General features: G+C 64.8%; 25 protein-coding genes. 10 read left to right on the top strand and 15 right to left on the bottom strand.

Annotated elements, in window-relative coordinates; all coding sequences use genetic code 11:
* Positions 1 to 13: 13 nt before the first annotated feature.
* Positions 14 to 610, bottom strand: coding sequence for a polyhydroxyalkanoate synthesis repressor PhaR (phaR, locus tag BM190_RS29995; protein WP_092261339.1), 597 nt, complete (start codon positions 608 to 610; stop codon positions 14 to 16).
* Between the two features lie 320 nt (positions 611 to 930).
* Between phaR and BM190_RS29990 the strand changes: the two genes are divergently transcribed.
* The 3 genes from BM190_RS29990 (at position 931) to yddG (ending at position 4,072) form a co-directional block, all read left to right on the top strand.
* Positions 931 to 2,109, top strand: a complete 1,179-nt coding sequence (locus BM190_RS29990) for an acetyl-CoA C-acetyltransferase (protein WP_026202376.1) — start codon at positions 931 to 933, stop codon at positions 2,107 to 2,109.
* 253 nt (positions 2,110 to 2,362) lie between these two features.
* Positions 2,363 to 3,088, top strand: a complete 726-nt coding sequence (phbB, locus tag BM190_RS29985) for an acetoacetyl-CoA reductase (protein ID WP_018320526.1) — start codon at positions 2,363 to 2,365, stop codon at positions 3,086 to 3,088.
* 114 nt (positions 3,089 to 3,202) lie between these two features.
* Positions 3,203 to 4,072, top strand: coding sequence for an aromatic amino acid exporter YddG (yddG, locus tag BM190_RS29980; protein ID WP_092261338.1), 870 nt, complete (start codon positions 3,203 to 3,205; stop codon positions 4,070 to 4,072).
* 49 nt (positions 4,073 to 4,121) lie between these two features.
* Here the strand turns inward: yddG and BM190_RS29975 are convergent, their stop codons facing one another.
* Both BM190_RS29975 and gloB read right to left on the bottom strand, forming a co-directional pair.
* A complete protein-coding gene (locus BM190_RS29975; RefSeq protein WP_092261337.1) occupies positions 4,122 to 4,544 on the bottom strand; it encodes a cupin domain-containing protein in 423 nt (140 codons plus the stop codon).
* Between the two features lie 23 nt (positions 4,545 to 4,567).
* The gene (gene gloB, locus BM190_RS29970) at positions 4,568 to 5,335 is read right to left on the bottom strand and encodes a hydroxyacylglutathione hydrolase (RefSeq protein ID WP_092261336.1); all 768 of its coding nucleotides are present in this window, start codon (positions 5,333 to 5,335) and stop codon (positions 4,568 to 4,570) included.
* Positions 5,336 to 5,443: 108 nt separating this feature from the next.
* On the opposite strand from gloB, the gene BM190_RS29965 reads away from it, so the two are divergent.
* Positions 5,444 to 6,190, top strand: a complete 747-nt coding sequence (locus tag BM190_RS29965; protein WP_092261335.1) for a methyltransferase domain-containing protein — start codon at positions 5,444 to 5,446, stop codon at positions 6,188 to 6,190.
* A gap of 90 nt (positions 6,191 to 6,280) precedes the next feature.
* On the opposite strand, the gene BM190_RS29960 is transcribed toward BM190_RS29965, so the two are convergent.
* Complete coding sequence (locus BM190_RS29960; RefSeq protein WP_018320531.1) at positions 6,281 to 7,069, bottom strand: DUF4167 domain-containing protein; 789 nt, start codon at positions 7,067 to 7,069, stop codon at positions 6,281 to 6,283.
* A 462-nt stretch (positions 7,070 to 7,531) separates the two neighbouring features.
* The gene (gene prmC / locus BM190_RS29955; protein WP_092261334.1) at positions 7,532 to 8,428 is read right to left on the bottom strand and encodes a peptide chain release factor N(5)-glutamine methyltransferase; all 897 of its coding nucleotides are present in this window, start codon (positions 8,426 to 8,428) and stop codon (positions 7,532 to 7,534) included.
* Between the two features lie 90 nt (positions 8,429 to 8,518).
* Between prmC and BM190_RS29950 the strand changes: the two genes are divergently transcribed.
* Complete coding sequence (locus BM190_RS29950) at positions 8,519 to 8,944, top strand: HIT domain-containing protein (RefSeq protein ID WP_092261333.1); 426 nt, start codon at positions 8,519 to 8,521, stop codon at positions 8,942 to 8,944.
* Between the two features lie 19 nt (positions 8,945 to 8,963).
* Here BM190_RS29950 and BM190_RS29945 read toward each other — a convergent pair whose 3' ends face one another.
* The 4 genes from BM190_RS29945 to BM190_RS29930 all read right to left on the bottom strand — a co-directional run bounded on the left by BM190_RS29945 (position 8,964) and on the right by BM190_RS29930 (position 13,823).
* The gene (locus tag BM190_RS29945) at positions 8,964 to 9,662 is read right to left on the bottom strand and encodes an ABC transporter ATP-binding protein (RefSeq protein WP_018320534.1); all 699 of its coding nucleotides are present in this window, start codon (positions 9,660 to 9,662) and stop codon (positions 8,964 to 8,966) included.
* Positions 9,659 to 11,497 (bottom strand): branched-chain amino acid ABC transporter ATP-binding protein/permease, encoded by a 1,839-nt coding sequence (locus BM190_RS29940; RefSeq protein WP_092261332.1) that lies wholly within the window; start codon positions 11,495 to 11,497, stop codon positions 9,659 to 9,661. The genes BM190_RS29945 and BM190_RS29940 overlap by 4 nt, the downstream gene beginning before the upstream one ends.
* Before the next feature lie 11 nt (positions 11,498 to 11,508).
* A complete protein-coding gene (locus BM190_RS29935; RefSeq protein ID WP_026202378.1) occupies positions 11,509 to 12,384 on the bottom strand; it encodes a branched-chain amino acid ABC transporter permease in 876 nt (291 codons plus the stop codon).
* Between the two features lie 104 nt (positions 12,385 to 12,488).
* Positions 12,489 to 13,823, bottom strand: a complete 1,335-nt coding sequence (locus BM190_RS29930; RefSeq protein ID WP_092261331.1) for a substrate-binding protein — start codon at positions 13,821 to 13,823, stop codon at positions 12,489 to 12,491.
* Between the two features lie 486 nt (positions 13,824 to 14,309).
* On the opposite strand from BM190_RS29930, the gene BM190_RS41280 reads away from it, so the two are divergent.
* Positions 14,310 to 14,693, top strand: coding sequence for a hypothetical protein (locus BM190_RS41280; protein ID WP_244550768.1), 384 nt, complete (start codon positions 14,310 to 14,312; stop codon positions 14,691 to 14,693).
* A gap of 121 nt (positions 14,694 to 14,814) precedes the next feature.
* Positions 14,815 to 15,285, top strand: coding sequence for a MarR family winged helix-turn-helix transcriptional regulator (locus tag BM190_RS29920; protein ID WP_092261329.1), 471 nt, complete (start codon positions 14,815 to 14,817; stop codon positions 15,283 to 15,285).
* 8 nt (positions 15,286 to 15,293) lie between these two features.
* Here the strand turns inward: BM190_RS29920 and prfA are convergent, their stop codons facing one another.
* The 3 genes from prfA to BM190_RS29905 all read right to left on the bottom strand — a co-directional run bounded on the left by prfA (position 15,294) and on the right by BM190_RS29905 (position 20,335).
* Entirely contained in the window at positions 15,294 to 16,379 is a 1,086-nt protein-coding gene (gene prfA, locus BM190_RS29915) for a peptide chain release factor 1 (protein ID WP_018320540.1), read from the bottom strand.
* 57 nt (positions 16,380 to 16,436) lie between these two features.
* Positions 16,437 to 18,704 (bottom strand): phosphoenolpyruvate--protein phosphotransferase, encoded by a 2,268-nt coding sequence (ptsP, locus tag BM190_RS29910; protein ID WP_018320541.1) that lies wholly within the window; start codon positions 18,702 to 18,704, stop codon positions 16,437 to 16,439.
* A 374-nt stretch (positions 18,705 to 19,078) separates the two neighbouring features.
* A complete protein-coding gene (locus BM190_RS29905; RefSeq protein WP_018320542.1) occupies positions 19,079 to 20,335 on the bottom strand; it encodes an aspartate kinase in 1,257 nt (418 codons plus the stop codon).
* Positions 20,336 to 20,484: 149 nt separating this feature from the next.
* Between BM190_RS29905 and BM190_RS29900 the strand changes: the two genes are divergently transcribed.
* From BM190_RS29900 to BM190_RS29890, 3 genes are all read left to right on the top strand, one after another.
* Entirely contained in the window at positions 20,485 to 20,952 is a 468-nt protein-coding gene (locus tag BM190_RS29900) for a PH domain-containing protein (protein ID WP_018320543.1), read from the top strand.
* 14 nt (positions 20,953 to 20,966) lie between these two features.
* Positions 20,967 to 21,740, top strand: coding sequence for a bifunctional 2-polyprenyl-6-hydroxyphenol methylase/3-demethylubiquinol 3-O-methyltransferase UbiG (ubiG, locus tag BM190_RS29895; RefSeq protein ID WP_018320544.1), 774 nt, complete (start codon positions 20,967 to 20,969; stop codon positions 21,738 to 21,740).
* Positions 21,741 to 21,877: 137 nt separating this feature from the next.
* Complete coding sequence (locus BM190_RS29890; protein WP_018320546.1) at positions 21,878 to 22,777, top strand: EamA family transporter; 900 nt, start codon at positions 21,878 to 21,880, stop codon at positions 22,775 to 22,777.
* On the opposite strand, the gene BM190_RS29885 is transcribed toward BM190_RS29890, so the two are convergent.
* From BM190_RS29885 to grxC, 3 genes are read right to left on the bottom strand one after another with little or no spacing between them, the layout of a single operon-like run.
* A complete protein-coding gene (locus BM190_RS29885) occupies positions 22,774 to 23,256 on the bottom strand; it encodes a DUF1178 family protein (RefSeq protein ID WP_018320547.1) in 483 nt (160 codons plus the stop codon). The two genes, BM190_RS29890 and BM190_RS29885, sit on opposite strands and share 4 nt — an antisense overlap.
* Positions 23,253 to 24,131, bottom strand: a complete 879-nt coding sequence (locus BM190_RS29880) for a carbon-nitrogen hydrolase family protein (protein WP_092261328.1) — start codon at positions 24,129 to 24,131, stop codon at positions 23,253 to 23,255. The genes BM190_RS29885 and BM190_RS29880 overlap by 4 nt, the downstream gene beginning before the upstream one ends.
* Positions 24,128 to 24,403, bottom strand: coding sequence for a glutaredoxin 3 (grxC, locus tag BM190_RS29875; protein WP_018320549.1), 276 nt, complete (start codon positions 24,401 to 24,403; stop codon positions 24,128 to 24,130). Before grxC ends, BM190_RS29880 begins: the two co-directional genes overlap by 4 nt.
* Between the last annotated feature and the right edge of the window lie 24 nt (positions 24,404 to 24,427).

Here is a 24,427-nt window from a genome sequence, read left to right as displayed (position 1 = left end):
GGCGCGAAAGGTCCTACTCGTCCTTCTTCGACATGCGCTCGAGGCGCTCCTGCATGTCCTTCATCTGCTGGCGCAAATCGTCGATGTTGCTGTCCTTCGGCGCCTCGGCGTTCGCGTCGGGCTCCGGCTCCGTGCTGGTCGCCGGACGGCCCGCATTCGGAGCAAACGGCTTGAACATCGAGAAGGTCTGCTGGAACAGCTCCATGTTACGGCGGACTTGTTCTTCCAGAGGAGCAAAAGGAGTGCCGGACAGGGTGTTGGCGATCTGCTTGCGGAACTTCTCTTGCTCCTGGGTCAGGGTCGCGATCGACTGCTCCAGATATTTCGGCACCACCATCTGCATGCTGTCGCCGTAGAAGCGGATGAGCTGGCGCAGGAAGGTGGTCGGGAGCAGGTTCTGGCCGGCCTTGTTCTCCTGCTCGAAGATGATCTGGGCGAGCACGGAGCGGGTGATGTCGTCGCCGGTCTTGGCGTCATAGACCAGGAAATCTTCGCCATCCTTGACCATCGCGGCAAGGTCTTCCAGCGTGACGTAGGTACTCGTCCCGGTATTATAGAGCCGGCGGTTCGCGTATTTCTTGATGGTTGTGGGTTGGTCTGATTTCGCCATGGGCTCTCACTTGCAAGGAACGCGGAGAACGGGAACCCGGCGGGCTATGCCGCAGGGCGGGAAGAGTACGCAACGCAACAAAATAAGCATTTTCAAAGGGCTCACGCTACCGTTTTGTGCGGCACGGTTAATCGCAGAGCAAAATCTTGCTTGCGAAAGCGCCAAGAACGCTATTTTGAATGCGCTGCGGCATGAATTCGGTCGCCGGCCGATTGACATGCCTCAACGACGTTAACAGGATGGCTGACGAGACTGGCGAGCCGTTTTCTCAAAGCCCCGCCTGCCCCCTTTCAAGAAACCTCAAGCCTCAGGAGATGCCCATGTCAGACGATGTCGTCATCGTCAGCGCCGCCCGCACCCCGGTCGGAAGCTTCAACGGAGCGTTCGCGACCCTTCCCGCCCACGATCTCGGCGCCGTCGCCATCAAGGCCGCGCTGGAGCGCGGTGGCATCGAGCCCGGCCGGGTCTCGGAAGTCATCATGGGACAGATCCTGACCGCCGCCCAAGGCCAGAACCCGGCCCGCCAGGCCTCGATCGCCGCCGGTATTCCGGTGGAGAGCCCGGCCTGGGGCGTCAACCAGCTTTGCGGCTCGGGCCTGCGCACGGTCGCGCTCGGTTACCAGGCGCTGCTCAACGGCGATTCCGAAATCGTCGTCGCCGGTGGCCAGGAATCCATGAGCATGGCCCCGCACGCCCAGTATCTGCGTGGCGGCGTCAAGATGGGTGCCGTCGAGTTCGTCGACACCATGATCAAGGATGGCCTGTGGGACGCCTTCAACGGCTACCACATGGGCAACACCGCCGAGAACGTCGCACGGCAGTGGCAGATCACCCGCGCCCAGCAGGACGAGTTCGCGGTCGCCTCGCAGCAGAAGGCCGAAGCGGCGCAGAAGGCCGGCAAGTTCAACGACGAGATCGTCCCCGTCACCATCAAGACCCGCAAGGGCGACATCGTCGTCAGCGCCGACGAATATCCGCGTCATGGCGCCACGCTCGACGGCATGGCCAAGCTCAAGCCGGCCTTCGAGAAGGACGGCACGGTCACCGCGGGCTCGGCATCCGGCATCAATGACGGCGCCGCCGCCGTGGTGCTGATGACCGCCAAACAGGCCGCCAAGGAAGGCAAGAAGCCGCTCGCGCGGATCGTGTCCTGGGCGCAGGCCGGCGTCGATCCGAAGATCATGGGCTCCGGCCCGATCCCGGCCTCGCGCGCCGCGCTGAAGAAGGCCGGCTGGAATGTCGGCGATCTCGACCTGATCGAGGCCAACGAGGCCTTCGCGGCCCAAGCCTGCGCCGTCAACAAGGATCTCGGCTGGGACACCTCCAAGGTCAACGTCAACGGCGGCGCGATCGCGATCGGTCATCCGGTCGGCGCGTCCGGCGCACGCGTGCTGGTGACGCTGCTGCACGAGATGCAAAAGCGCGATTCGAAGAAGGGCCTCGCCACGCTGTGCATCGGCGGCGGCATGGGCATCGCAATGTGCATCGCGCGCGACTGAAGATAGCTGACGCGTAGCTTACGCGCGGTTTGCGCGTGCGCTGCACACGTCAGTGAGTGCGTTGCACGCGACTAAAAAGGCAGCGGTTGCAAATCAAATATTCTTCGCAATCTTGCATGCCTCGACTAAATCCAAACGCCCGGCTCAACGCCGGGCGTTTTGTTCTTGATGTCCGTCAAACCAACCGCATAATCCAACGTTAAAAAACAATCGCTTCAGAAACGTCCGAAGAGTCCAAGGGAAGGAATACGACATGGCACGTGTTGCATTGGTCACGGGTGGTACGCGGGGCATCGGTGCTGCGATCAGCAAGGCACTGAAGGCGGCGGGATACAAGGTTGCGGCGAGCTATGCCGGCAACGATACGGCGGCGGAGAAGTTCAAGGCCGATACCGGCATCGCCGTCTACAAATGGGACGTCAGTAGTTTCGATGCCTGCGCCGAGGGCGTGAAGAAGGTCGAGGCCGATCTCGGGCCGATCGAGGTGCTCGTCAACAATGCCGGCATCACCCGCGACACCGCCTTCCACAAGATGACGCTGGAGCAGTGGAACGCGGTCATCAACACCAATCTTGGCTCGCTCTTCAACATGACGCGCCAGGTCATCGAGGGCATGCGTTCGCGCAAGTTCGGCCGCATCATCTCGATCTCGTCGATCAACGGCCAGAAGGGGCAGTTCGGTCAGGTCAATTATTCCGCGGCGAAGGCCGGCGACATCGGCTTCACCAAGGCGCTCGCGCTGGAGAATGCCAAGGGCGGCATCACCGTCAATGCGATCTGCCCCGGCTACATCAACACCGAAATGGTGCAGGCGGTGCCGAAGGACGTCCTGGAGAAGAACGTGATCCCGCAGATCCCGGTCAGCCGGCTCGGCGAGCCCGAAGAGATTGCCCGCGCGGTCGTGTTCCTGGCGGCTGACGAGGCCGGTTTCATCACGGGCTCGACGATGACCATCAATGGCGGCCAATATCAGGCCTGATAGGGCGCCAGGTCTTCAGGTCAAAAGCCTGTAGCTTCAGGCGCGACAAGGCGATAGTGAAGACGACAATGCCCGGCCTCGTGCCGGGCATCGTTGTCCTCAGAGCCTTCGTCAATGACCCCGCGCACAGCCACGCTGATCGGATTGACCGCGATCCTGATGTGGTCGCTGCTGTCGGTAATGACGGTGGCGACTGGAAGGATCCCGGCGTTCCAGCTCGCCGCGATGACCTTCGCGATCGGCGGCCTGGTCGGCCTGTTCACCTGGATCGGCCGCGGCGAGGCGGCGAAGAGCCTGCGTCAGCCGCTGGCCGTCTGGGCCGTCGGCGTCGGCGGCCTGTTCGGCTATCACGCACTGTATTTTCTCGCGCTGCGCTTTGCGCCGCCGGCCGAAGCCGGCCTGCTGAATTATCTGTGGCCGCTGCTGATCGTGCTGTTCTCGTCCTTCCTGCCGGGCGAGCGGCTCGCGCCTCATCACATCATCGGCGCGGTGCTCGGCCTCGTCGGCACCGTGCTGCTGTTCGCCGGCAACACCTCCGGCTTCGCGGCCGGGCAGGTGCCGGGATTGGCCGCGGCCTTCATCGCTGCGTTCGTCTGGGCGGCCTATTCGGTGCTGTCGCGCCGGCTCAAGGCCGTTCCGACCGATGCGGTCGCTGGATTCTGCCTGGCCACCGCCGTGCTTGCCGCGCTGATGCACGGCCTGCTCGAGACCACCGTCTGGCCGGAGACCACGCTGCAATGGCTCTCGGTGATCGCGCTGGGCATCGGTCCCGTCGGTGCCGCGTTCTACGCCTGGGACATCGGCATGAAGCGCGGTGACATCCGCGTGCTCGGCGCCGCCTCCTACGCGACGCCGCTGCTCTCGACCGGCTTCCTCATCGCCGCCGGATTTGCCAAGGCCAGCGCCAACATCGCCATTGCCGCAATCCTGATTGCCGGCGGCGGCCTGATTGCGGCGAAGGATATGGTGCTGCGGAAGCGATGATCATTCCGGGCTCGATGCTGCATGCGATGCCCCGAAATGTCAGTTGGCCCTACGGCTCCCAGCCCTGCGGCGCGAGCTCGAAGCCTGCGAACTCGAACGCCGGGGCCACGGTGCAGCCGACCAGCGTCCACTCGCCCGTCGTCTCCGCCGATTGCCAGGCCTGTGCCGGCACGATCGCCTGCGGCCGGTCTCCATTCGCAAGGTCAGTGCCGAGCCGCACATGGTGCTGCGAGCAGCCGTCATGGGCGATGCGCAGCATCAAGGGACTGCCGGCGTAATAGTGCCACGTCTCGACCGCATCGACGCGATGCCAGTGCGAACGCTCGCCGCGTGCCAGCAGGAAGTAGATCAGGGTCGAGCGCGAACGCCCGTTGGCATCAGTGGTCTGGTCGCGAAATGTCTCGCGATAATGGCCGCCCTCGGGATGCGGACGGAGTTCGAGGCGCGCGATGATCTCGGCTGCAGTCGGCATCGATTCCAGTCAGGATTTGTTCTTCAGGACTTGTTCTTGCGCTCGCGCAGCTCGCCGAACACCGCGGCGGCATCCGCGCCCTTCATGTGCAGCCTCGCCGCGACCTGCGGCTCATCGGCGCGCAGGAACACGTTGGCCCGCTTCTCGTCGCCAAGCAGCGTGGGAATGGTCGGCTTGTTCTCGGCCCGGAGCCTCGTCACCTCCGCTGCGCGCGCCTGGAGCGCCGCATTGTCGGGATCGACGGTGAGCGCAAACTTGACGTTGGAGGCCGTGTATTCGTGGCCGCAATAGAGCTTGAAGTCGTCGGGCAGGGCACGCAGCTTCAGAAGCGAATCCCACATCATCGGATAGGTGCCCTCGAACACGCGGCCGCAGCCGATCGAGAACAGCGTGTCGGCGGCGAACACCGTCTTCTCGGTGTCGAACACGTAGGAGATGTGGTCGAGCGTGTGACCCGGCGTCTCCAGCACGCGCGCCAGCAAATTGCCGATCTTGACGACGTCGGCATTGGCGACACGCAGATCGACGTCCGCAATCTTCGTGGTCTTGTCGTGCGGCGCGACGACGCGGCATTTGTATTTCTGCTTGAGTTCGGCGACCCCGCCGACATGATCGCCGTGATGATGGGTGATCAGGATGTCGGTGAGCTGCCAGCCCTCGCGCTCCAGCGCCGCCAGGATGGGGCCGGCCTCAGGCGCGTCGATCGACGCCGTCGCCTTGGTTTCCACATCGTGGATCAGATAGCCGAAATTGTCGTTTAAACAGGTGAAAGTACGAATTTCGGCGGCCATGTCATCTCCATCGGGCTCAGCCCCGCCAGACAAATATGGCGTTAACGTTGCGCAGGCAATGCAATATTCCGCGCGCGGCGGCGGTCTCGTGCATGTTACATTGCCGTCATGACCATCGACGTCGTCGACCTCCGCGAGTTCTATTCCCGCCGCCTCGGGATCGTGGCGCGGCAAATGATCAATCGCGGCATCAGGGAACGCTGGCCGAGGGCGGCAGGCCAGCGCGTGCTCGGCCTCGGCTATCCCACGCCCTATCTGGGGTTGTTCCGCGAAGACGCCGAGCGCTGCCTCGCCTTCATGCCGGCGGCCCAGGGCGTCCTGAAATGGCCCACGGGACGGCCGGCGCTGGCCTCGCTGGTCGACGAATTCTCGCTGCCGCTCCCCGACGCCGCGGTCGACCGCATCCTGCTGGTCCACGCGCTGGAGATGTCGGACGATCCGGCCGCGCTGCTGCGCGAGGTATGGCGCGTGCTGTCGCCGTCCGGGCGCGTGATCGCGGTGATCCCGAACCGGCGCGGGGTGTGGACCCGTACCGACAGCACGCCGTTCGGTCACGGCCGGCCCTATTCGCGCTCGCAGATCACCGACCTGCTGCGCCAAACCTGGTTCACGCCGACCGCCTGGGGCGAGGCGCTGTTCATGCCGCCCTATGCCGGCGGCTGGGTGCTGAAATCGGCGCAGATGTGGGAGCGCGCCGGTGCGGCATTGTCGCTGCCCTTTGCCGGCGTCCATATCGTGGAGGCGACCAAGCAGGTCTACCGCGCGATCCCTGCCAAGCGCGAGCGGGCACGGCTGATTCCGTCGCTCGCGAAGCCCGTGCTGGTCCCGTCCTCGACGACGGCGACGCGCAGCTAGGTCACAAGCGTTGTCGCGACCGGTGGTCGTCAAAAACAAAATCGTCCCGGCGAGGCCGGGACGATTCCAGATCAGTCGATCAGAAGAGACTTACTCGCTGGGCGCAAGATCATCGCCGGATGCGGCTGGAGCTGCTTCGCGCTCGGGGCGCGGGCCATGCGGCCGGCGCCGCCGGCGCGGATAGCGTTCGCCACCGCCGGCTCCGCCCTCGAAACCGGCCTGGCCGCCATTCGCGCCGCCATTCACCTGCGGCTGCGCGCCGGTGATGAAGGAGGGCAGGCGATCGACGCTGCCGGCGTCGGTGACGACGGGCTGCGGCTGATTCTGCGGTTGCGGCTGGGGCTGATATTGCGGCTGCGGGCGATGGTCGCGCTCGCGGTGCTCGCGCGGCTGCTGCTGATCGCGCTGATAGGGCTGGTTGTCGCGCTGCTGATGATCACGCTGATGATGATCGCGCTGGCCGTCGCGGTCGCGCGCGAAGGGCTGCTGCTGTTGCGGCTGCGGGACGAAGCCCGGCTCCTGGCCGAAATTCGAGAAATTCTCGCCGTCGTCGTCGCCGTCGTCGCTATTGCTGCTGATCGGCTCGTCACCGCGCGGCTGCTGGTTCTGGCGGAACTGTTCCTGGGCCGCGGCGATCAGGCGGAAATAATGCTCGGCGTGCTGGTAGTAGTTCTCGGCTGCAACGGGGTCGCCGGAGGAGCGCGCGTCGCGTGCGAGCTGGAGATACTTTTCAGCGATGTGCGAGGCGGTGCCGCGGATCTTGATGTCGGGTCCGTTGGACTCGTAGACCCGGGTCATCGGGTTCTGGCTGCGCCGGTTGTTGTTGTTATTGTTATTGTTGCGGTTGCGCATCCGCTGCTTGTTCTGACCGTTTCTCATGTCCTGCCTTTAATTCCAGCCCTAAACGTTGCACGCATTACTGATTGCCAGGAGTGACCTGGTGACAGCGGTTCACATCGCTCGCGCGCACCGCGCGCAAGAGCGGATCGAACCCTGCCGATGTTCGTCGACCGTCGCGTTCAACAAGGACGCGTTCCCCACCCGCCAGCACTGATCGCCAGCGAACCCATTCATTTTGCCTGCCGAAACAAGCCCAGCTGTGTTGCGTAAGTCTTCAAGCGCAATATCAGGCTTTCGTTCACTTTTGCGGTCGGAGAGCAGCGCAGCTCCACTGGCTATCGCGCTTCACAGGACCTGCGGCTTGGAACCTTTATCAGTAAAGCTCTCGCCCGAGAGCCCGGCTTTCGCCCGTAGGTCTACGGGGCCGGCACCGATGTGTTGATCGGAACGTAGTCGTTCCCAAGGGATATTCCAAGAGCTTTTTGCAAGCCAATCCGGCTTTTATGGGGGCATTTTTCGGGCCGAAACGGCCCGCGGAATGCCCGCCAGGTCGGCCTTGGGTGGCCTGTCCACCGTTAACGCGCCAGCTATCATCAAGGTTTCAATATTTCTGGCCTGCCCCTGTCCGGCCTCGACGATCAGCGCTCCGCCGGGGGCGAGACGCTCGGCCGCCTGCGGGATGAGAGCGCGATAGGCGTCATATCCGTCATTGCCGCCGTCGAGCGCCAGATGCGGATCGTGGTCGCGCACCTCGATGCTCAGTCTCGGGATTTCGGCGGAAGGAATATAGGGCGGGTTCGAAACGATGAGGTCAAACGGACCGCGCAGCGCCGTCAGATAGGAGCAGGCGACGAAGCCTGCGCGGCCGCCGAGGCCGAGGGCGGCCGCATTGTCGCGCGCCGTATCGAGCGCCGTCGGGCTGACATCGGTACCGACGCCGAACGCGTCGGGAATCTCCCACAGCAATGCGAGCAGAATGGCGCCCGATCCGACGCCGATATCGGCGATTCGCGGGCGCCGGCCCGATATCGCCAGCTCGCGGAAGATCTCGAGCGCCAGTTCGACGACGGTCTCGGTATCCGGCCGCGGTACCAGCGTCGCCTCGGACAACCGCAACGGCATGCCCCAGAAGTCTCGCACGCCGAGAATGCGGGCGACCGGCTCATGCGCGAGCCGGCGTTGCGCGTATCGTTCGAGCTGCGTGGTCTCCTCAGGCGTGAGTTGTCGCGATGCCTGCGTCACCATGCCGGTCAGATCGAGCTCCAGCGCGGCGCCGACGAGCAGGCGCGCATCGAGGGCCGCCTCCTCGATGCCGGCCGCTTGCAGCCGTGCCGCAAGCGCGCGCCGGGCACTCTCGACATTATGTCCGGGATAGATATTTGTCGCCAATGGAGCCATCCTGCCTGGCATCGTGGATAGATCGGCCGGCTCGCTTGCGTCAACGGAAAGGAGCGCGTTTGATCGCGCCTCGCGAGCGTGGAGGGGTCCATGACGGCCTATGACGATCAGAACGTCTTCGCAAAGGTCCTGCGCGGCGAGATTCCCTGCTTCGAGGTTTTCAGGGATGAGCGCAGCCTGGCCTTCCTCGACATCATGCCGCGCGTGCCCGGGCACGCGCTGGTGATTCCGCGGGCGCCGGCGCGCGGCATCCTGGATATTGCGGAGGACGATCTTGCCGCCGTCGCCCGGACGGCCAAGCGAATCGCGATTGCGGCGATGAAGGCGTTTGACGCGGAGGGTATTATCCTCCAGCAGTTCAGCGAGCCGGCCAGCGGGCAGGTGGTGCTTCACCTGCACATGCACGTCATGCCTGTCAGGGCCGGCGTCGACCTCTTGCCGGCGCAGACCCGCAAGGAAGATATGGCCGTGCTCGCCGATCATGCCAAACGGATGATCGCAGCGCTCGGCGGCTGAACCTGAGCTCGGCGGGTGGCTAGACGCCGAGATAGCGCTGCAGCAGCTCCGGCTGGGCCTTGAGCTCCTGCGCCGGACCTTCGTGCACGATGTGGCCGTTGTTGATGATGTAGATCCGGCTCGCCAGCGCCAGCGTCGCCGCCAAATTCTGCTCAACCAGCACGATGGTCTGGCCGGCCGCCGCCAACTCCCGGCAGGCCTTGACGAGATCGTGGACGATGACGGGCGCGAGCCCCTCGAACGGCTCGTCCAGCAGCACGATCTTGGGATCGCGCACCAGCGCCCGCGCAATCGCGAGCATCTGCTGCTCGCCGCCGGAGAGCTCGGTGCCGCGGTTGTTGCGTCGCTCCTTCAGCCGCGGAAACATCTCGTAGATGCGGTCGAGCGGCCAGCGTTTCGGCGCGGTGAACCCGGCAAGGACGATATTTTCCTCCACCGACAGGCTGCCGAAGATGCGCCGCTCCTCGTGCACGAGCTGCATGCCCGCCTGCGCGATTCTGTGGCTCCTGCGTCCGGCGATATCGATGCCGTCGAATTTCACGCTGCCGCTGTGCGGCGTCACGACGCCCATCAGGCTCTTCAGAGTCGTGCTCTTGCCGGCGCCGTTGCGGCCGAGCAGCGCCACCACCTCGTGACGTTCGACGTGCATGGCCACGTCGAACAGGATGTGGGAATCCCCGTAATAGCTGTTCAGGCCGTTGACCTCGATCAGGCTCATGCGGCGATCTCCCCGTGCACGCCGCCGAGATAGGCTTCCTGCACCGCGGCGTTGGTCCGGATTTCCTCCGGCGTGCCGTCGAGCAGCACCTTGCCCTCCTGAAGCACCGTGACGCGCTCGACCAGCTCGAACAGCGAATCCATGTCGTGGTCGATGATGATCATGGTGCGGCCGCGCGCGATCGATTTGAGCAGCTTGACGGTCTCGACCCGCTCGCGCGGGCTCATGCCCGCGAGCGGCTCGTCGAGCAGCAGCAGGCGCGGCGAGGTCGCGAGCGCGAGCCCGATCTCGAGCCGGCGCTTCTCGCCATAGGCGAGTTCGGCGACCGGCGTGTCGGCGCGGCGGGTCAGGTTGACCAGCGCCAGCGTATGCTCCACCTGCTCGGTCAGGCCTTTGACGCTGGAGAGCTTGCGGAAGAGATCGAGTCGGAACTTGCCGCGCAGCTCGGCGAGCGCGGCAATCGTCAGGTTCTGCCGCACCGTCAGCCCGGTGAAGAGCTGATTGACCTGGTAGCTCTTGGTGAGCCCGAGCTGGCAAACCTCGGTGACCTTCAATCCCGTGATGTCACGTCCCTCGAACACGATCTGGCCGGAGGTCGGCGCGATCTCGCAGGTCAGCATCTTGAAGAAGGTCGATTTGCCGGCGCCGTTGGGGCCGATGATGCCGCGCAGCTCGCCCTGATTGACACTGAAATCGATGTCGCTGTTGGCGACGAGGCCGCCATAGCGCTTGGTGAGGCCGGTGGCTTTCAGGATCGGCCCGGAATAAGCGGGGTGCGCGACCTCCTTGGCCTGCATCGGCGCGGGCGCTAGGTGCAGTGTCGTGTCAGTGTCCGGCTCGGCCTCCGTATCGCTCCGCTTACGCCTGCCGGAGAGGAGGCGATAAAGGTCCGCAAGACCGCCGATGATGCCGCCGCGCAGGAAGCAGACCAGCAGCACGAACACGACGCCAAGCACCAGCTTCCAGGCGGCACCCAAGCCCAGCGCGGATTGCAGGAAATCCTGAAGGAAGAGCCAAACGGTCGCGCCGACCAGAGGCCCGAACAGCGTGCCGCGGCCGCCAATGGCGGTCTGCATCACGAGCTGGCCGGACGTGTCGAAGGTGAACGCGTCGGGTGGCATGAAGGCCTGGAGCACGCCGAGCAGGCCGCCGGCAAACCCCGCATAGGCCGCTGCGATCACGAAAGCAGTCAGCTTGTAGCCATGGATGTTGTGGCCGACCGCGGTGGCGCGCAGCGGATTGTCGCGGATCGCGCTGAAAATGGCGCCGACCGGCGAGCGCACGATCCTCAGCGCGATGATGACGCCGATGAAGTAGCACAGCGCGATGAATTGATAGAGCGACCAGCCATTGGTGAAGTGGAGGGTGGTGAAGCCGAGATTGAAGCTCGGCGTTGGCACGCCCGGCAGGCCGTTTTCGCCGCCGGTGAAGTCGGAGAGCGGATTGAACTCGACGAAGAAAAACACTTCCGCGATCGCGACCGTGATCATGGCGAAGTAGATGCCGGTGCGGCGGAGCGCGATCAGGCCGATCAGATAGCCGGTCGCGGCCGCCGCGATCATGCCGATGATCAGCGCGCCCAGCACGTTGCCGAAGCCGGCGCGGGTCAGGAGGTAGGCCGCGACGAAGCCGCCGGTGCCGTAGAAAGCGGACTGGCCGAACGACAGCAGGCCGGTGAATCCGAACAGGATGTCGAAGCCGAGGCCGAACAGGCCCCAGACCAGGATCCGGTTCACGGTGTTGGGCGCGAAGCCGAGATGGGGCAGCACGAAGGGGGCCACGATCAGGCCGATCGCCGTCAGTGTCTCGATCAGGAAGGGGCGTTGCTTGAGCATCAGGAGATCACTTACTCGCGGCCCTGGACGCCGAGCAGGCCATGCGGTCGCACCACGAGCACGAGCGTCATTGCCGCAAACAGCATCACATAGGCGTAGCCGGGGTTGAACATGGAGGTGACGCTGATGATCTCGCCGGCGATCAGGCCGCCCAGGATGGCGCCTGGGAACGAGCCGACGCCGCCGATCACCACCACCACGAAGGTCTGGACCAGGATGTCGTCACCGATGCCCGGTGTCAGCGACACCACCGGCGCGTTGACGATGCCGGCAAAACCGGCGGCCATCGCGCCGATGCCGAACACCACCATGAAGACCCGGTAGACATTGATGCCGAGCGAATCCACCATCACGGAGTCCTCGATGCCGGCCCGCACGATCATGCCGAGCCTTGTCCGGTAGAGGATGATGAACAGCGCGCCGAGCGCGATCGCGACGATGCCGACCACCGCGAGGCGGTAGGTCGGATAGAACATGAAGCCGAGATTGGTGATGCCCTGGAATATCGCCGGCGGCGGGACCAGCTGCGACTGGCTGGAGAAGATCAGCCGGATGATCTCGACGAAGCAGATGCCGAGCCCGAAAGTCACGAGCAACTGATCCTCGTGCGGCCGATGATAGAAATGGCGGATGATGACGCGTTCCATCGCAACGCCGAGCAGCATCACGAACAGCGAGCCGGCGATCACGGCGAGGATGAACGATTCCGTGTACTGGTAGGCGACGAATCCGGCATAGCCGCCGATCATGAACATCGCGCCATGCGCGAGGTTGAGCACGCCGAGCGTGCCGTAGATAATGGTCAGGCCGGAGCTGATCAGCGCGAGCAGCGCGCCGAGCGCGAGCCCGTTGAAGAGCTGCGAGACGAGGTTGGGCCAACTAATCATGCAGGGATCACGGTTGTGGCGGCGCGTTCCGGCGATGCGCAAAAAATGGGTGACGCCGCAGGAGCCGGAAGCGACCTACGGCGTCACAGGGGGTTAGCGCGAGCTCAGCTGTAGTCGCCTGGATGGCAGCCGAAGGCGTCCGGCTTCTGCATCAAGCCTTCGCCCGGGACGACCTCGACCACATCGTACCAGTCTTCCTTGGTCTTCATGTCCTTCTGCTGCTTGCCCTTGACGATGATCACCGGGCGGACGCACTGATGGTCCTCGGGGCGGTAATGCACGTCGCCGACCAGGGACGGCAGCGTCTCGCCCTTCTCATAGGCCTTGATCACCTCGGGCGGGCTGAAGCTGCCGGCCTGCTCGCACATGCGGGCCCAGTGCGCGAAGCTGACATAGGCGTTCTCCGCGCCCCATTCCGGCTTGTAGCCGTACTTCTTCTCGAAGGCTTCGTTGAACATCTTGGCGAGCGGGAATTTGTCCTCGAGCGTCCACCAATAGTCGGTGGCGGCGTAGACGCCCTGCATCAGCCCGCCGGTCTCGCGCGCGATGAAGGGCACCTGGTAGGGGACGACCAGCTTCATCTTGTCGAGCACGCCGAACTGCTTGGCCTGCTGGGTAGACAGCACCGCGTCGTGGCCCCAGTTGACGTTGATCAGCACGTCGGCGCCGGAATTCGCGACGTTCAGCAGATAGGAGGAATAATCGGGCGCGCCGAGCGGCGCGACCTGGTTGGTGACGGTGGTCCAGCCGGCGGTCGCAAGAAAGTCCTGCATCGACTTGGTGACGGTGTGACCGTAGGTGTAATCAGGCGTGAGATACGCAGCCTTCTTGCCCTTGCCGAACTCCTTGACCATGACGGGGCCGATCGCCGCCGCCGCGGTCTGGCCGAAGAAGTTCTGGCGGAAGCCGTAGCGGACGCAGTCCTTGCCGGTGGTGTCGTTCGAGCCGGAGATGCCGCAGACGAAGATCACCTTCTCGCGCTGGGCGAGCTTGTTCAGCGCGACCGCAACGGCGCTCGAGGTGCCGCCGGTGATCATGATCGCCTTGTTCTCGCTGATGAAGCGCTGCTGCGCCTGCACCGCCTCGTTCGGCTTGGCCGCGGAATCCGCGACGCCGAATTTCAGCTCCTTGCCGAGCACGCCCTTGCTGGTCTTTGGCGAGATCTTCTTGATCAGGTCGTGACCGCTGTTGATGTGCTCGATCGCGAGTTGATAGCCCTTGAGCTCGTCCTCGCCCTGCACGGCATAGGTGCCGGTGCGCGGCACCGAGATGCCGATGAAGGCGGTGGAACCCGAAACGCCCGCGGGATAGGAGCCGATCGCCGGCTTGTCCTCGGCGAAGGCCGGCATCGCAGGCAGCACCGAGCCGCCGATGAGGCCTGCCGTGGTCTGGAGCAGGCCGCGGCGCGAGAGGCCACGGCGAATGAGATGGTCAGTCATGATCGTTTCCTCCGGATATCGTTCTTGTTTGCAGGCAAAAGACGACCTGTCCGGCGGCAACCGGCCTCGAAGGGCCTGCCTGCACCGGCCACGTCACATCCGCGTGTAGCTCCTGGACGTAAACATTGCTGGTGAACACCTTCTGTCAATTTCGCCTTTGGTCGAACGATGAAAATTATCGCGTGAAAACATATCGGATCACGATATATATTAGTCTTTGTGAGTACGAGATTGGCGGGTTCGGCGAGAGAGATGCCGCGGCAGACGACAGTAGCGGGTACCCGGAAGCGACGGTCCTGGCCGCAAGAAGCGGAGCGGCAGGAGGCGGCGTGGCCTGCCGGGGAGGGGAGCGACCAGCGCGCATCGCCGCAGCCCGGCGATGCCTCGCGCATGCCGGAGCCGCGTGGCCGGTCCGCCGGTCAGCGAGGGCCGCCCGTCGGGTCCGTTCAGGCCAAGCGCACGCCGGTGCCGATGCAGAGACTGAGCGTGCGGGCCCAGAATGTCCTGAAGGAGCTCGCGGTCGAGCTCACCGGCGAGCAGCCGCCGAAGGGGACCTGGTCACCGTCGCGCGAGCTGCTGCTCGCGCTGACGGCGGAGCGGCTTGCGACGACGCGCAATTGCGGTCCTCACACCATGCGGGAGATCGTCGACTGGGCGCAGGGTTGCGGCGTGACCATCAAGCCGGTGATCCCGCCCGGCGGCTCGCTGTCGCAGATGTGGGGCGAGTTGATCACGAATGCATCCGAAGGCGCCTTGACCAGCGCCGAGATCGCCAGTGCACTCCAGCGCTCGATCAGGCGGAAGAGCGTTCGTATTCCGATCGCATTTCAGGTCATCCTGGTGAAGATCCTGCTCTCGAATTTCGAATAGCAGGGCTGAAAGACCCCCTATATTTGTGCATCTGCCAGGCCCGTCGGTGGTTCCGCCCGGCCTTCCTTGCTAGTCTCGACAGCGCCCGCTCCGCCGGCGGGCGGAGGTCGAAAGGCACGGAATGGCTGACGCGAAGCGGAAGACCGGACGCACGGCGCGCGCTGCGCCCTCGAGGGGCGGCGCGATGCGCGAGGCTGACTACGCGGCGCTCGCCCAATTCCGCTACCAGCTGCGCACCTTCCTCGCCTTCAGCGAGGCCGCGGCCCAGAACGCCGGGTTGACGCCGCAGCAGCACCAGGCACTGCTGGCGATCAAGGGGCTGGCCGAGCCCAACGGCGCCAGCGTCGGCGACATCGCCGGCTTCCTCCTGATCCGGCACCATACGGCGGTGGAGCTGGTGGACCGCATGGCGAAGTTGAAGCTGATCGCTCGGGAGGCCGATCCCGAGGATGCAAGGCGCGTCCTGGTCAAGCTAACGGCCAAGGGTGAGCAGAAGCTGCGCTCGCTTTCGCGCATTCACCTGGACGAGCTGAGCGCCGCTGCACCTGCGTTGGGCAAGATCCTGCGATCGTTCCTGGCAAAGGTGCGCTGAGGCAGGGATCAGGCCGCCGCGCCCTGTGCGGCGAGCTGCGCGGCCTGGTGCTCGGTGGTCAGCGCGTCGGTCAACTCGCCGAGCGCTTCGCCTGCGATCACCTGCGGCAGCTTGTAGAGCGTCAGGTTGATGCGATGGTCGGTGACGCGCCCTTGCGGAAAATTGTAGGTGCGGATGCGCTCGGAGCGGTCGCCTGAGCCGACCTTCTCCTTGCGCTCGGCCGACCGTGCCGCATCGACGCGCTGGCGTTCGGCGTCGTAGATGCGCGAGCGCAGGATGTTCATGGCCGAGGCGCGATTCTTGTGCTGCGAGCGGCTGTCCTGCATCATTACCACGATGCCGGTCGGAATGTGGGTGATTCGGATCGCCGATTCGGTCTTGTTGACGTGCTGACCGCCGGCTCCTTGCGCGCGCATGGTCTCGATGCGCAAATCGTCGTTCTTGATGTCGACGTCGACGTCCTCGACCTCCGGCAGCACGGCCACCGTCGCGGCCGAAGTGTGGATGCGCCCCTGCGTCTCGGTGTCCGGCACGCGCTGCACGCGATGCACGCCGGATTCGAACTTCAGCTTCGAGAACGCGCCGCGGCCCTGCACCTCCGCGATGATTTCCTTGTAGCCGCCGACGGTGCCTTCGCTGGCCGAGATCACCTCGACCTTCCAGCCCTGCAAGGCAGCGAAACGCTCGTACATCCTGAACAGGTCGCCAGCAAACAGCGAGGCCTCGTCGCCGCCGGTGCCGGCGCGGATTTCCAGCACCACGTTGCGGTCGTCCATGGCGTCCTTGGGCAGCAGCGCGACCCGGATCTTCTGGACCAGCTCCTCGATTTTCGGCGTCAGCTCGTCGCGTTCGGCTTCCGCCATGCTGCGCATCTCGGCGTCGGTCGCGGGATCGGCGATCAGCGCCTCGGTGTCGGCGAGCTCCTTGACCGCGGCACGATAGGCCTTCACCGCCTCGATCAGCGGGGTGATCTCGGCGAGCTCGCGCGTGATCTGCACATAGCGCTCGGAGGCGAGCTGCCCCAGCGATTCGGCCTCGAGAGAGGCATGATGTGCAAGGAGCACGTCCAGTTTGGCTTCGGGGAGTGACGACATCGGTTCAGTCTCAAATGGCGGAAGGAGGCGAGGCGGCAGGGAGCGGCGACAGGTCCGCTACAATGCCAGGCCTTCGGCCTCGGCAAATTCCGTCAGTTTCTGCCGGATCGAGACGCTGCCCGCCGGCGCGTCCAGCAGTGGGCCGAGCACGGCTTCGGCCTTCTTGGCATCGAGGTCGATGACCATGGCCTTGACGGGGCCGAGTGCGGTTGCCGACAGCGACAGCGAGCGGTAGCCCAGCGCAATCAGTGCCAGTGCGCCAAGCGGCTTGGACGCCATCTCGCCGCAGAGCGAGAGCGACTTCTTCGCCGCCTGTGACTTGCGTGCGATCTCGCGCAGCGCGCGCAGGATCGGCGCCGACATGGTGTCGAAGCGCTCGGAGACTTTTGCATTGCCGCGGTCGACCGCGAACAGGAACTGGAACAGATCGTTGGAGCCGACCGAGATGAAGTCGACCTTCTTCAGGAGCTCGTCGAGCTGATAGAGCAAAGCGGGCACCTCGACCATGGTGCCGATGTCGATACGCTCCGGCAGCGTATGGCCGTGCTGGCGCAGATAGGTGAGCTCGCGTTCGACCAGCGCCTTCGCCGAATCGAATTCGGCGACCTCCGAGATCATCGGGAACATGATGCGCAGCGCGCGGCCGCCACCGGCGCGCAGCAGCGCACGGATCTGGCCGCGCAGCAGGCCGGGACGATCGAGCCCGAGCCGGATCGCGCGCCAGCCGAGCGCGGGATTTTCCTCGATCACCGCTTCCATATAGGGCAGCGCCTTGTCGCCACCGATGTCGAGGGTGCGGAAGGTGACGGGCTTGGTGCCGGCCGCATCGAGCACGGTACGATACAGCGCCAGCTGGTCGCTGGTGCGCGGCAGGCTCTGGCCGACCATGAATTGCAGCTCGGTGCGGAACAGGCCGATGCCGGCGCTGCCGGTGTCCTCAATATGCGGCAGGTCGATGGCAAGACCTGCGTTGATCATCAGCTCGACCTTCTGGCCGTCCCTGGTGACGCAGGGCAGGTCGCGCAGCGCCAGATATTGCGCCTGGCGGCGGGCGCGGAAGCGCACGCGCTCGGCGAAGGCCGCCTCGACTTCCTGCGAGGGACGCACATAGATCGAACCGGAGGTGCCGTCGACGATGATGGCGTCGCCGGGATCGGCGATGCCGGGCGCGTTCGGCACCTCGCCAACGGCAGGAATGCCGAGCGCGCGCGCCACGATCGAGACGTGGGAGTTGGCGGTGCCTTCTTCCAGCACGATGCCGCGCAGGCGCTTGCGGTCATAGTCGAGCAGCGCCGCCGGGCCCATCGCGCGCGCGATGACGATCGCGTTGTCGGGCAGCTGCTCGCGCGAGGGCGCGTGGTCCTGGCCGACCAGCTGCCGCATCAGGCGGTAGCCGAGATCCTCGAGGTCGTGCAGCCGGTCGCGCAAGTAGGGGTCGGTCGAGCGCAGCATGCGCGCGCGGGTGTCGGACTGCACGCGCTCGACGGCGGCTTCCGCGGTAAGGCCGGTGGCGACCGCCTCATGCAGCTTGTGCGACCAGCCCTGGTCGTTGGCGAACATGCGATAGGCTTCCAGCACCTCGCGATGCTCGCCGCCCTCGGCGACGTCGCCGCGCTCCAGCATGCGGTCGAGATCGGCGCGGAGCTTGGCCAGCGCGGTGTCGAGCCGCTTGATTTCCTTGGGCAGGTCCTCGGCGATGTAGTCCTTGATGACGACGCGCGGCTCATGCAGCACGACATGGCCGAGCGCGATGCCCTCCGACAGGATGGCGCCGACCTTCTGCGCGGAATGGCGCGCCGCAGGCTCCTGGCCCGGCTGGGCCAGCGCGGAGAGCTCGCCGGAGGCGATCAGCTCGGCCAGCACCATGGCGGTGGTCTGCAACGCCTCGAGCTCTTCCTCGACATAATTGCGCTTGGCGCGGTTCTGCACCACCAGCACGCCGAGCGTGTTGCCGGCCCGCAGGATCGGCACGCCGAGGAAGGAGTGGTAGATTTCTTCGCCGGTCTCCGGGCGGAACGAGAAGGCCGGGTGGCTCTGCGCATCGCTCAAATTGAGCGGCGTCGCCTCGCTGGCGACGAGGCCGACCAGGCCCTCATGGGCGCTCAGCACGGTGTGGTGCACCGCCTCGCGGTTGAGACCTTCGGTGGCGTAGAGCTCCAGCGTGTTGTCGATGCGCAGCACGTAGACCGAGCACACCTCGGCCACCATGTTGGCGGCGATCAGCACCACGATCTTGTCCAGCCGCTCCTGGGCCGAGACCTGCTCCGCCATGGTTTCGCGGAGCCGTCTCAACAAGACGCGGGGACCTCCCGACGCGCTCCGCATGTCCCGTCAATCTCCTCCGTCTGCCCGGCCCGGCGGTATCGGCCGGCGGCTGGCCTAAAATTCCAGAAAAACAATCAAATTGTTTGTCCGGCGCCGGCACAAGCCCAAAATCCCCTTGAGATTTAGCGCCTGCACCGAATCAGCGCCGCCCCGAACTGGGACACAGTCTGCGGCAGCCCACCCTGTTCGCCGTATAGCGAATTGAGGCTTGTTTTGCCAAGCAAAACGCCTGCCAAACGCGAAGGTGTGTACACCTTCGCGTTTGCTGCGACCGCTAAGAGAAAATTAGTCCGGGCATGGTCCGGAAAGTGCGAAGCTGTTTTCCGGAAAGACCATGCTCAAACAACAGCCTGAAGCGCGACGATGGTCGCGTTTCAGGCCTGATCGAGACCGTAGAGCGTGTGCAGGGTGCGCACCGCAAGCTCGGTATAAGCGGTGTCGATCAAAACCGAGAATTTGATCTCGGAGGTTGTAATGGCCCGGATGTTGATATTCCGTCCGGCGAGGGCCGAGAACGCCTGGGCAGCGACGCCGGCATGGCTGCGCATGCCGCTGCCGATCACCGAGATCTTGGCGACGTCGGTGGCGGTATCGAGCCGCGCATAGCCGATCTTGCCCTTGGCGGCGGTAATCGTGTCCTTGGCGCGGGTATAGTCGGCCGCCGGCACCGTGAAGGTGAGGTCGGTGGTCTTGCCGTCCTCGGAGACGTTCTGCACGATCATGTCGACATTGATGTTGGCATCCGCCAGCGGGCCGAAGATCGACGCCGCAACGCCCGGCTTGTCCTCGATCTGGCGCACCGAGATCTGGGCCTCGTCCTTGGAGAAGGCGATACCAGTGACGACGTGGCTTTCCATGATCTCCTCCTCGCTGCAGATCAGCGTGCCGGGCGGCTGGTTGGCATGCGGGTCGATATCCTCGGGCTTGTCGAAGCTCGAGCGGACGAAGATCGGCATGTTGTGGACCATGCCGAGTTCCACCGATCGGACCTGGAGCACTTTTGCGCCCTGGGAGGCCAGTTCCAGCATGTCTTCGAATGCGATCTTGTCGAGCCTCTTGGCCTTCGGCACGATTCGCGGGTCGGTTGTGTAGACGCCATCGACATCGGTGTAGATGTCGCAGCGGTCGGCCTTGACGGCGGCGGCGATCGCCACGGCCGAGGTGTCCGAGCCGCCGCGGCCGAGCGTGGTGATGCGACCCGTCTCCGGATTGATGCCCTGGAAGCCGGCGATGACCGCGACTTCCTTGCGATCCTTGAAACGGCTGATGATCTCGCTGCCGTCGATGTCCTCGATCCGGGCCGAGGCGTGGGCGTCGCTGGTCTTGATCGGGATCTGCCAGCCCTGCCAGGAGCGGGCCTGGATGCCCATGCCCTGGAGCGCGATGGCAAGCAGGCCGGATGTCACCTGTTCGCCGGAGGCGACGACGGCGTCGTATTCGCGCGCGTCGTGCATCGGCGAGGCCTCGGTGCACCAGGCCACCAGCTCGTTGGTTTTTCCGGACATCGCCGAGACGACCACGGCCACTTCGTGGCCGGCGTCGACCTCACGCTTCACATGGCGTGCGACGTTGCGGATACGTTCGATGTTGGCGACGGATGTGCCGCCGAATTTCATCACGAGGCGGCTCATGACGACGCGTGCATTCCTTCAAAGGGATCAGTATGGTGGCCCGCGCGAGACGATGCTGCGGGCACCCGACCGCGCGTATACAGAGGGGCGGGGCCGGGGGCAAGCGGGTTCCTGCTGCGGCCAATCCGGGCAATGGGTTATCAGAGGTTATGGCGCGCTATATTGACGAAATCCTGCAGCCCGGCGAGCGGGTGCTGTATTCGACCAATGCGCACTGGATTTTCTATTTTCCGGCCATCCTGGCCTGGATCGCGGCTTTCGCCCTGTTCGTCCTGTCGGGGCAGACCACGGTCAACGGGCTCCTGATTCTCTGTCTCATCGCCTCGGGCGTGGTGGCTCTGGCGGCCCTGTTCTGGACCGTGAAGGGCTGGTTCCATCGCTTCACCACCGAGACCGACGTCACCAATCTCAGGATTGTGCACAAGACCGGCTTCATCAAGCGCCGCACCTTCGAGATGGCGCTGGACAAGGTCGAGAGCGTCGATGTCAATCAGACGATTCTTGGACGTATTCTCAACTACGGCGACGTGACCATCAACGGCGTCGGCGAAGGTCGCGAAACCATCCGGACCATCGCCTCGCCGCTCGCCTTCCGTAGTTCGATCACCACGCGGTAGGACCGCGCGTAACCATGAGCATGCAGCAAAATACTTCCCTCTCCGTCAGCCCGCAGCCGGGCTCGACCGTCGACGCCGCCGAGATCGCAAAGTTCTCGAAACTCTCGGCGGAGTGGTGGGACCCCAACGGCAAGATGGCGCCGCTGCACCGGATCAACCCGCTGCGGCTCGGCTACATCCGCGACGCCGCCTGCCGCAAGTTCGAGCGCAACGTGCGCAGCCTCAACTGCCTCGGCGGGCTTCGCGTGCTCGACATCGGCTGCGGCGCCGGCCTGTTGTGCGAGCCGCTGTCGCGGCTCGGAGCGCAGGTCATCGGCGTCGACCCTTCCCAGAGCAACATCGCCGCGGCCAAGCTGCACGCCGACAAGGGCCATCTTGCGATCGACTACCGCTGCACCACGGTGGAGGAGATCGACCCGCGCGAGCGCTTCGACATCGTGCTGGCGATGGAAGTGGTCGAGCACGTCGTCGATGTCGGCGTCTTCCTGAAGCGTTGCGCCGCGATGCTGAAGCCGAACGGCCTCATGGTGGTCTCGACGCTGAACCGCAACTGGAAGAGCTTCGCGCTCGCCATCGTCGGCGCCGAATACGTCCTGCGCTGGCTGCCGCGCGGCACCCACGAATGGAATAAGTTCGTCACCCCCGACGAGCTGACAAAATACCTGCTCGACAACCGCCTCGTCATCACCGAGCAGACCGGCGTGGTCTACTCACCCTTCGCCGACAAATGGACGCTCTCGTCGGACATGGACGTGAACTACATGGTGGTGGCGGAAGGGATGGTGTGAGGCTGGAGCTGGATGCGAGCTGCTTCTCCACAAACGGTGGCGAGAGCATCGCTCCCATGACGTCCGTGCGGTTGACCGCGCTGGCCTCAACTTGCAGGTTGGCCGCAGTTATTTCCCGCTAATGCCCGCCCCACCCCATGCTCACCATCGCCAGCCTCTGGATTCCCTTCACCCTCGTTGCTGCGCTCGGCCAAGTCGCGCGCAATGCGATGCAGCGGTCGTTGACGAAGCCGCTGGGGACCTGGGGCGCGACCAATATCCGCTTCCTGTTCGGCTTCCCGTTTTCGGTGCTGTTCCTCGGCGTGGTGCTGGTCGCCACCGGCGATCATCTGGGCATGCCGCCGACCGTGTTCTGGCCGTGGCTCCTGCTCGGCGCGCTCAGCCAGATCGTCGCCACCGGCCTGATGCTGCTCGCCATGAACGACCGCTCCTTCGTGGTGACGACGGCGTATCTGAAGACCGAGGCGATCCAGACCGCGATCTTCGGTTTCGTCTTCCTCGGCGATCACCTGACCTGGCTGAAGGTGCTGGCGATCGTGATCGCGACCGTCGGCGTCGTCATCACCGCGCTCAGGCCCGGCGGCGAGAAGAGTTTTGCCGAATTGAAGCCGACCATCACCGGCCTCGTTGCGGCTGCCGCGTTTGCGCTGTCTGCGGTTGGCTTTCGCGGCGCGATCATCAACGTGCCCGGCGTCTCCTTCGTGACCTCGGCCTCGTTCACGCTGGTGCTCGGCCTGTTCGTGCAGACGCTTGTGCTGACGATCTATCTGCTCTGGCGCGCGCCAAAGGTGCTGCAGGCGATCCTCGGCCTGTGGAAGCCGTCGATGCTGGCCGGCTTCATGGGCGCCTTCGCCTCACAATTCTGGTTCCTGGCGTTCGCGCTGACGGCCGCCGCCAATGTCCGCACGCTCGCTCTGATCGAGGTGCTGTTCGCGCAAGCGGTGGCGTATTATTCGTTCAAGCAGCCGATCGCACCACGCGAGCTTGCAGGTATCGCGCTGATCATCATCGGTGTGGCGGTGCTGGTGGGGGCCTAATTCCGGTCTTCCGGCAATGTCGGCAGCGGCGACACCTCGATGCCCTCGTCGATCAGCGACTTCGCCTCCTCCGGCGAGGCCTCGCCGTAGATCGGACGGTGCTCCTTGTCGCCGTAATGCATCGCGCGGGCTTCGTTGGCGAATCGCTCGCCGACATTGTCGGCGTTCTTCACGATGTGATCGCGCAGCTCCTTCAACTTGGTGCGCAGCTCTTTCTCCTGCGCCATCAACAGCGAGGTCGGACCTGATGGCGCGGCCTCGGGCGTGGGAGTAGTGGTCGCTTCCGGCGGCGGCGTCGCGCGCCCGCGGCCCTTCTTGCCGACGATGCGCGGGGCCATGATCGCCTTGTCGACCTTGGCGGATCCGCAGATCGGGCAGGTCACGAGCTTGCGCTTCACTTGCGAATCATAGGCCGACGAGCTCTGGAACCAGCTCTCGAACGCGTGGTTTCGATCGCAATGGAGCGCGTAGCGGATCATGCCGAACCCCGCACGAGGTGCAAATGATCCGGCCCGGCCTTGGGATCGGACACGCCGAAGCGGCGGCCGTGCTGGAGCGAGGGAATCGCGCGGCGTGCGGTCTCGACCTTGGTGGGGTCGATCCTGGCCATGATGATGCCGGGCTCGACGTCGCCTTCGGCGAGGATCTCGCCCCAGGGATCGATGATCAGCGAATGGCCATAGGTCTCGCGCTTGTTCTCGTGGGTGCCTGCCTGGGCAGCTGCGAAGATGAAGCAGCCGGTCTCGATCGCGCGCGAGCGCAGCAGCACATGCCAGTGCGCTTCGCCGGTCTTGCGGGTGAAGGCGGACGGGACGGTGATGAAGTAAGCGCCGCTCTCGGCGAGGGCGCGGTAGAGCGCGGGGAAGCGCACGTCGTAGCAGATCGTCAAGCCCACGCGGCCCCAGGGCAGATCGGAGATCACCGCGGTTTCGCCCGGCTGGTAGTTGGCGGATTCGCGATAGCTCTCGCCGTCCGGCAGCTCGATGTCGAACATGTGGATCTTGTCATAGCTCGCGAGCACGTTGCCCTCGGGCCCGATCAGGAAGGAGCGGTTGACCGCCTTTTCGGCCGAGAAGCGCAGCGCCAGCGAGCCGACATGGAGATGGATCTTCAGTTCCGCCGCGAGCGCCCGGTAGGCCTTCAGCGAAGTGTCGTCCTCTTCGCTCTGCAGATGCTCGAACAGGGCCTTGCGGTTCAGCTGCATCATGTTGCTGACTTCAGGCGTTTGCACGTAGTCGGCGCCATTGGCCGCCGCCTGCCGGATCAGCTTCGTGGCCTGTTCGAGGCTCGGCCCGGGCATCAGACCCGTGCGCATCTGCACCATGGCGGCCGTAAATGTGCGGTTCTCGCTCATGAGTTGGCCTTCACACCTTCCAGCATGCCGTCAAGCTTGCCTTCGCGGTCGAGTGCGTAGAGATCGTCGCAGCCGCCGACATGAGTTCCACCGATCCAGATCTGCGGGAAGGTCGAGCCCTCGCCGGCGCGGTCGTACATCTCCTCCCGCCAGGAGGGGTTCTTGGCGACGTCAAATTCGGTAAAGATTGCCTTCTTGCGGGTCAGCAGGGACCTCGCCGCGGAACAATAGCCGCAGCCCGGCCTGGTGTAGATCTCGACAGCAGAAGTCATGGCGTCCGACGCTCTCATGTCATG

It is taken from the genome of Bradyrhizobium sp. Rc3b, assembly GCF_900114915.1.
GTDB lineage: Bacteria > Pseudomonadota > Alphaproteobacteria > Rhizobiales > Xanthobacteraceae > Bradyrhizobium.
The sequence above is the reverse complement of the archived record's forward strand: the minus strand, read 5'-3'. Positions and strand labels throughout refer to the sequence as shown.

What these genes read in the sequence shown, in the direction of transcription:
- phaR (WP_092261339.1), bottom strand. Translation starts at nt 610, where the DNA reads ATGGCGAAATCAGACCAACCCACAACCATCAAGAAATACGCGAACCGC.
- BM190_RS29990 (WP_026202376.1), top strand. Translation starts at nt 931, where the DNA reads ATGTCAGACGATGTCGTCATCGTCAGCGCCGCCCGCACCCCGGTCGGA.
- phbB (WP_018320526.1), top strand. Translation starts at nt 2,363, where the DNA reads ATGGCACGTGTTGCATTGGTCACGGGTGGTACGCGGGGCATCGGTGCT.
- yddG (WP_092261338.1), top strand. Translation starts at nt 3,203, where the DNA reads ATGACCCCGCGCACAGCCACGCTGATCGGATTGACCGCGATCCTGATG.
- BM190_RS29975 (WP_092261337.1), bottom strand. Translation starts at nt 4,544, where the DNA reads ATGCCGACTGCAGCCGAGATCATCGCGCGCCTCGAACTCCGTCCGCAT.
- gloB (WP_092261336.1), bottom strand. Translation starts at nt 5,335, where the DNA reads ATGGCCGCCGAAATTCGTACTTTCACCTGTTTAAACGACAATTTCGGC.
- BM190_RS29965 (WP_092261335.1), top strand. Translation starts at nt 5,444, where the DNA reads ATGACCATCGACGTCGTCGACCTCCGCGAGTTCTATTCCCGCCGCCTC.
- BM190_RS29960 (WP_018320531.1), bottom strand. Translation starts at nt 7,069, where the DNA reads ATGAGAAACGGTCAGAACAAGCAGCGGATGCGCAACCGCAACAATAAC.
- prmC (WP_092261334.1), bottom strand. Translation starts at nt 8,428, where the DNA reads ATGGCTCCATTGGCGACAAATATCTATCCCGGACATAATGTCGAGAGT.
- BM190_RS29950 (WP_092261333.1), top strand. Translation starts at nt 8,519, where the DNA reads ATGACGGCCTATGACGATCAGAACGTCTTCGCAAAGGTCCTGCGCGGC.
- BM190_RS29945 (WP_018320534.1), bottom strand. Translation starts at nt 9,662, where the DNA reads ATGAGCCTGATCGAGGTCAACGGCCTGAACAGCTATTACGGGGATTCC.
- BM190_RS29940 (WP_092261332.1), bottom strand. Translation starts at nt 11,497, where the DNA reads ATGCTCAAGCAACGCCCCTTCCTGATCGAGACACTGACGGCGATCGGC.
- BM190_RS29935 (WP_026202378.1), bottom strand. Translation starts at nt 12,384, where the DNA reads ATGATTAGTTGGCCCAACCTCGTCTCGCAGCTCTTCAACGGGCTCGCG.
- BM190_RS29930 (WP_092261331.1), bottom strand. Translation starts at nt 13,823, where the DNA reads ATGACTGACCATCTCATTCGCCGTGGCCTCTCGCGCCGCGGCCTGCTC.
- BM190_RS29920 (WP_092261329.1), top strand. Translation starts at nt 14,815, where the DNA reads ATGGCTGACGCGAAGCGGAAGACCGGACGCACGGCGCGCGCTGCGCCC.
- prfA (WP_018320540.1), bottom strand. Translation starts at nt 16,379, where the DNA reads ATGTCGTCACTCCCCGAAGCCAAACTGGACGTGCTCCTTGCACATCAT.
- ptsP (WP_018320541.1), bottom strand. Translation starts at nt 18,704, where the DNA reads ATGCGGAGCGCGTCGGGAGGTCCCCGCGTCTTGTTGAGACGGCTCCGC.
- BM190_RS29905 (WP_018320542.1), bottom strand. Translation starts at nt 20,335, where the DNA reads ATGAGCCGCCTCGTGATGAAATTCGGCGGCACATCCGTCGCCAACATC.
- BM190_RS29900 (WP_018320543.1), top strand. Translation starts at nt 20,485, where the DNA reads ATGGCGCGCTATATTGACGAAATCCTGCAGCCCGGCGAGCGGGTGCTG.
- ubiG (WP_018320544.1), top strand. Translation starts at nt 20,967, where the DNA reads ATGAGCATGCAGCAAAATACTTCCCTCTCCGTCAGCCCGCAGCCGGGC.
- BM190_RS29890 (WP_018320546.1), top strand. Translation starts at nt 21,878, where the DNA reads ATGCTCACCATCGCCAGCCTCTGGATTCCCTTCACCCTCGTTGCTGCG.
- BM190_RS29885 (WP_018320547.1), bottom strand. Translation starts at nt 23,256, where the DNA reads ATGATCCGCTACGCGCTCCATTGCGATCGAAACCACGCGTTCGAGAGC.
- BM190_RS29880 (WP_092261328.1), bottom strand. Translation starts at nt 24,131, where the DNA reads ATGAGCGAGAACCGCACATTTACGGCCGCCATGGTGCAGATGCGCACG.
- grxC (WP_018320549.1), bottom strand. Translation starts at nt 24,403, where the DNA reads ATGACTTCTGCTGTCGAGATCTACACCAGGCCGGGCTGCGGCTATTGT.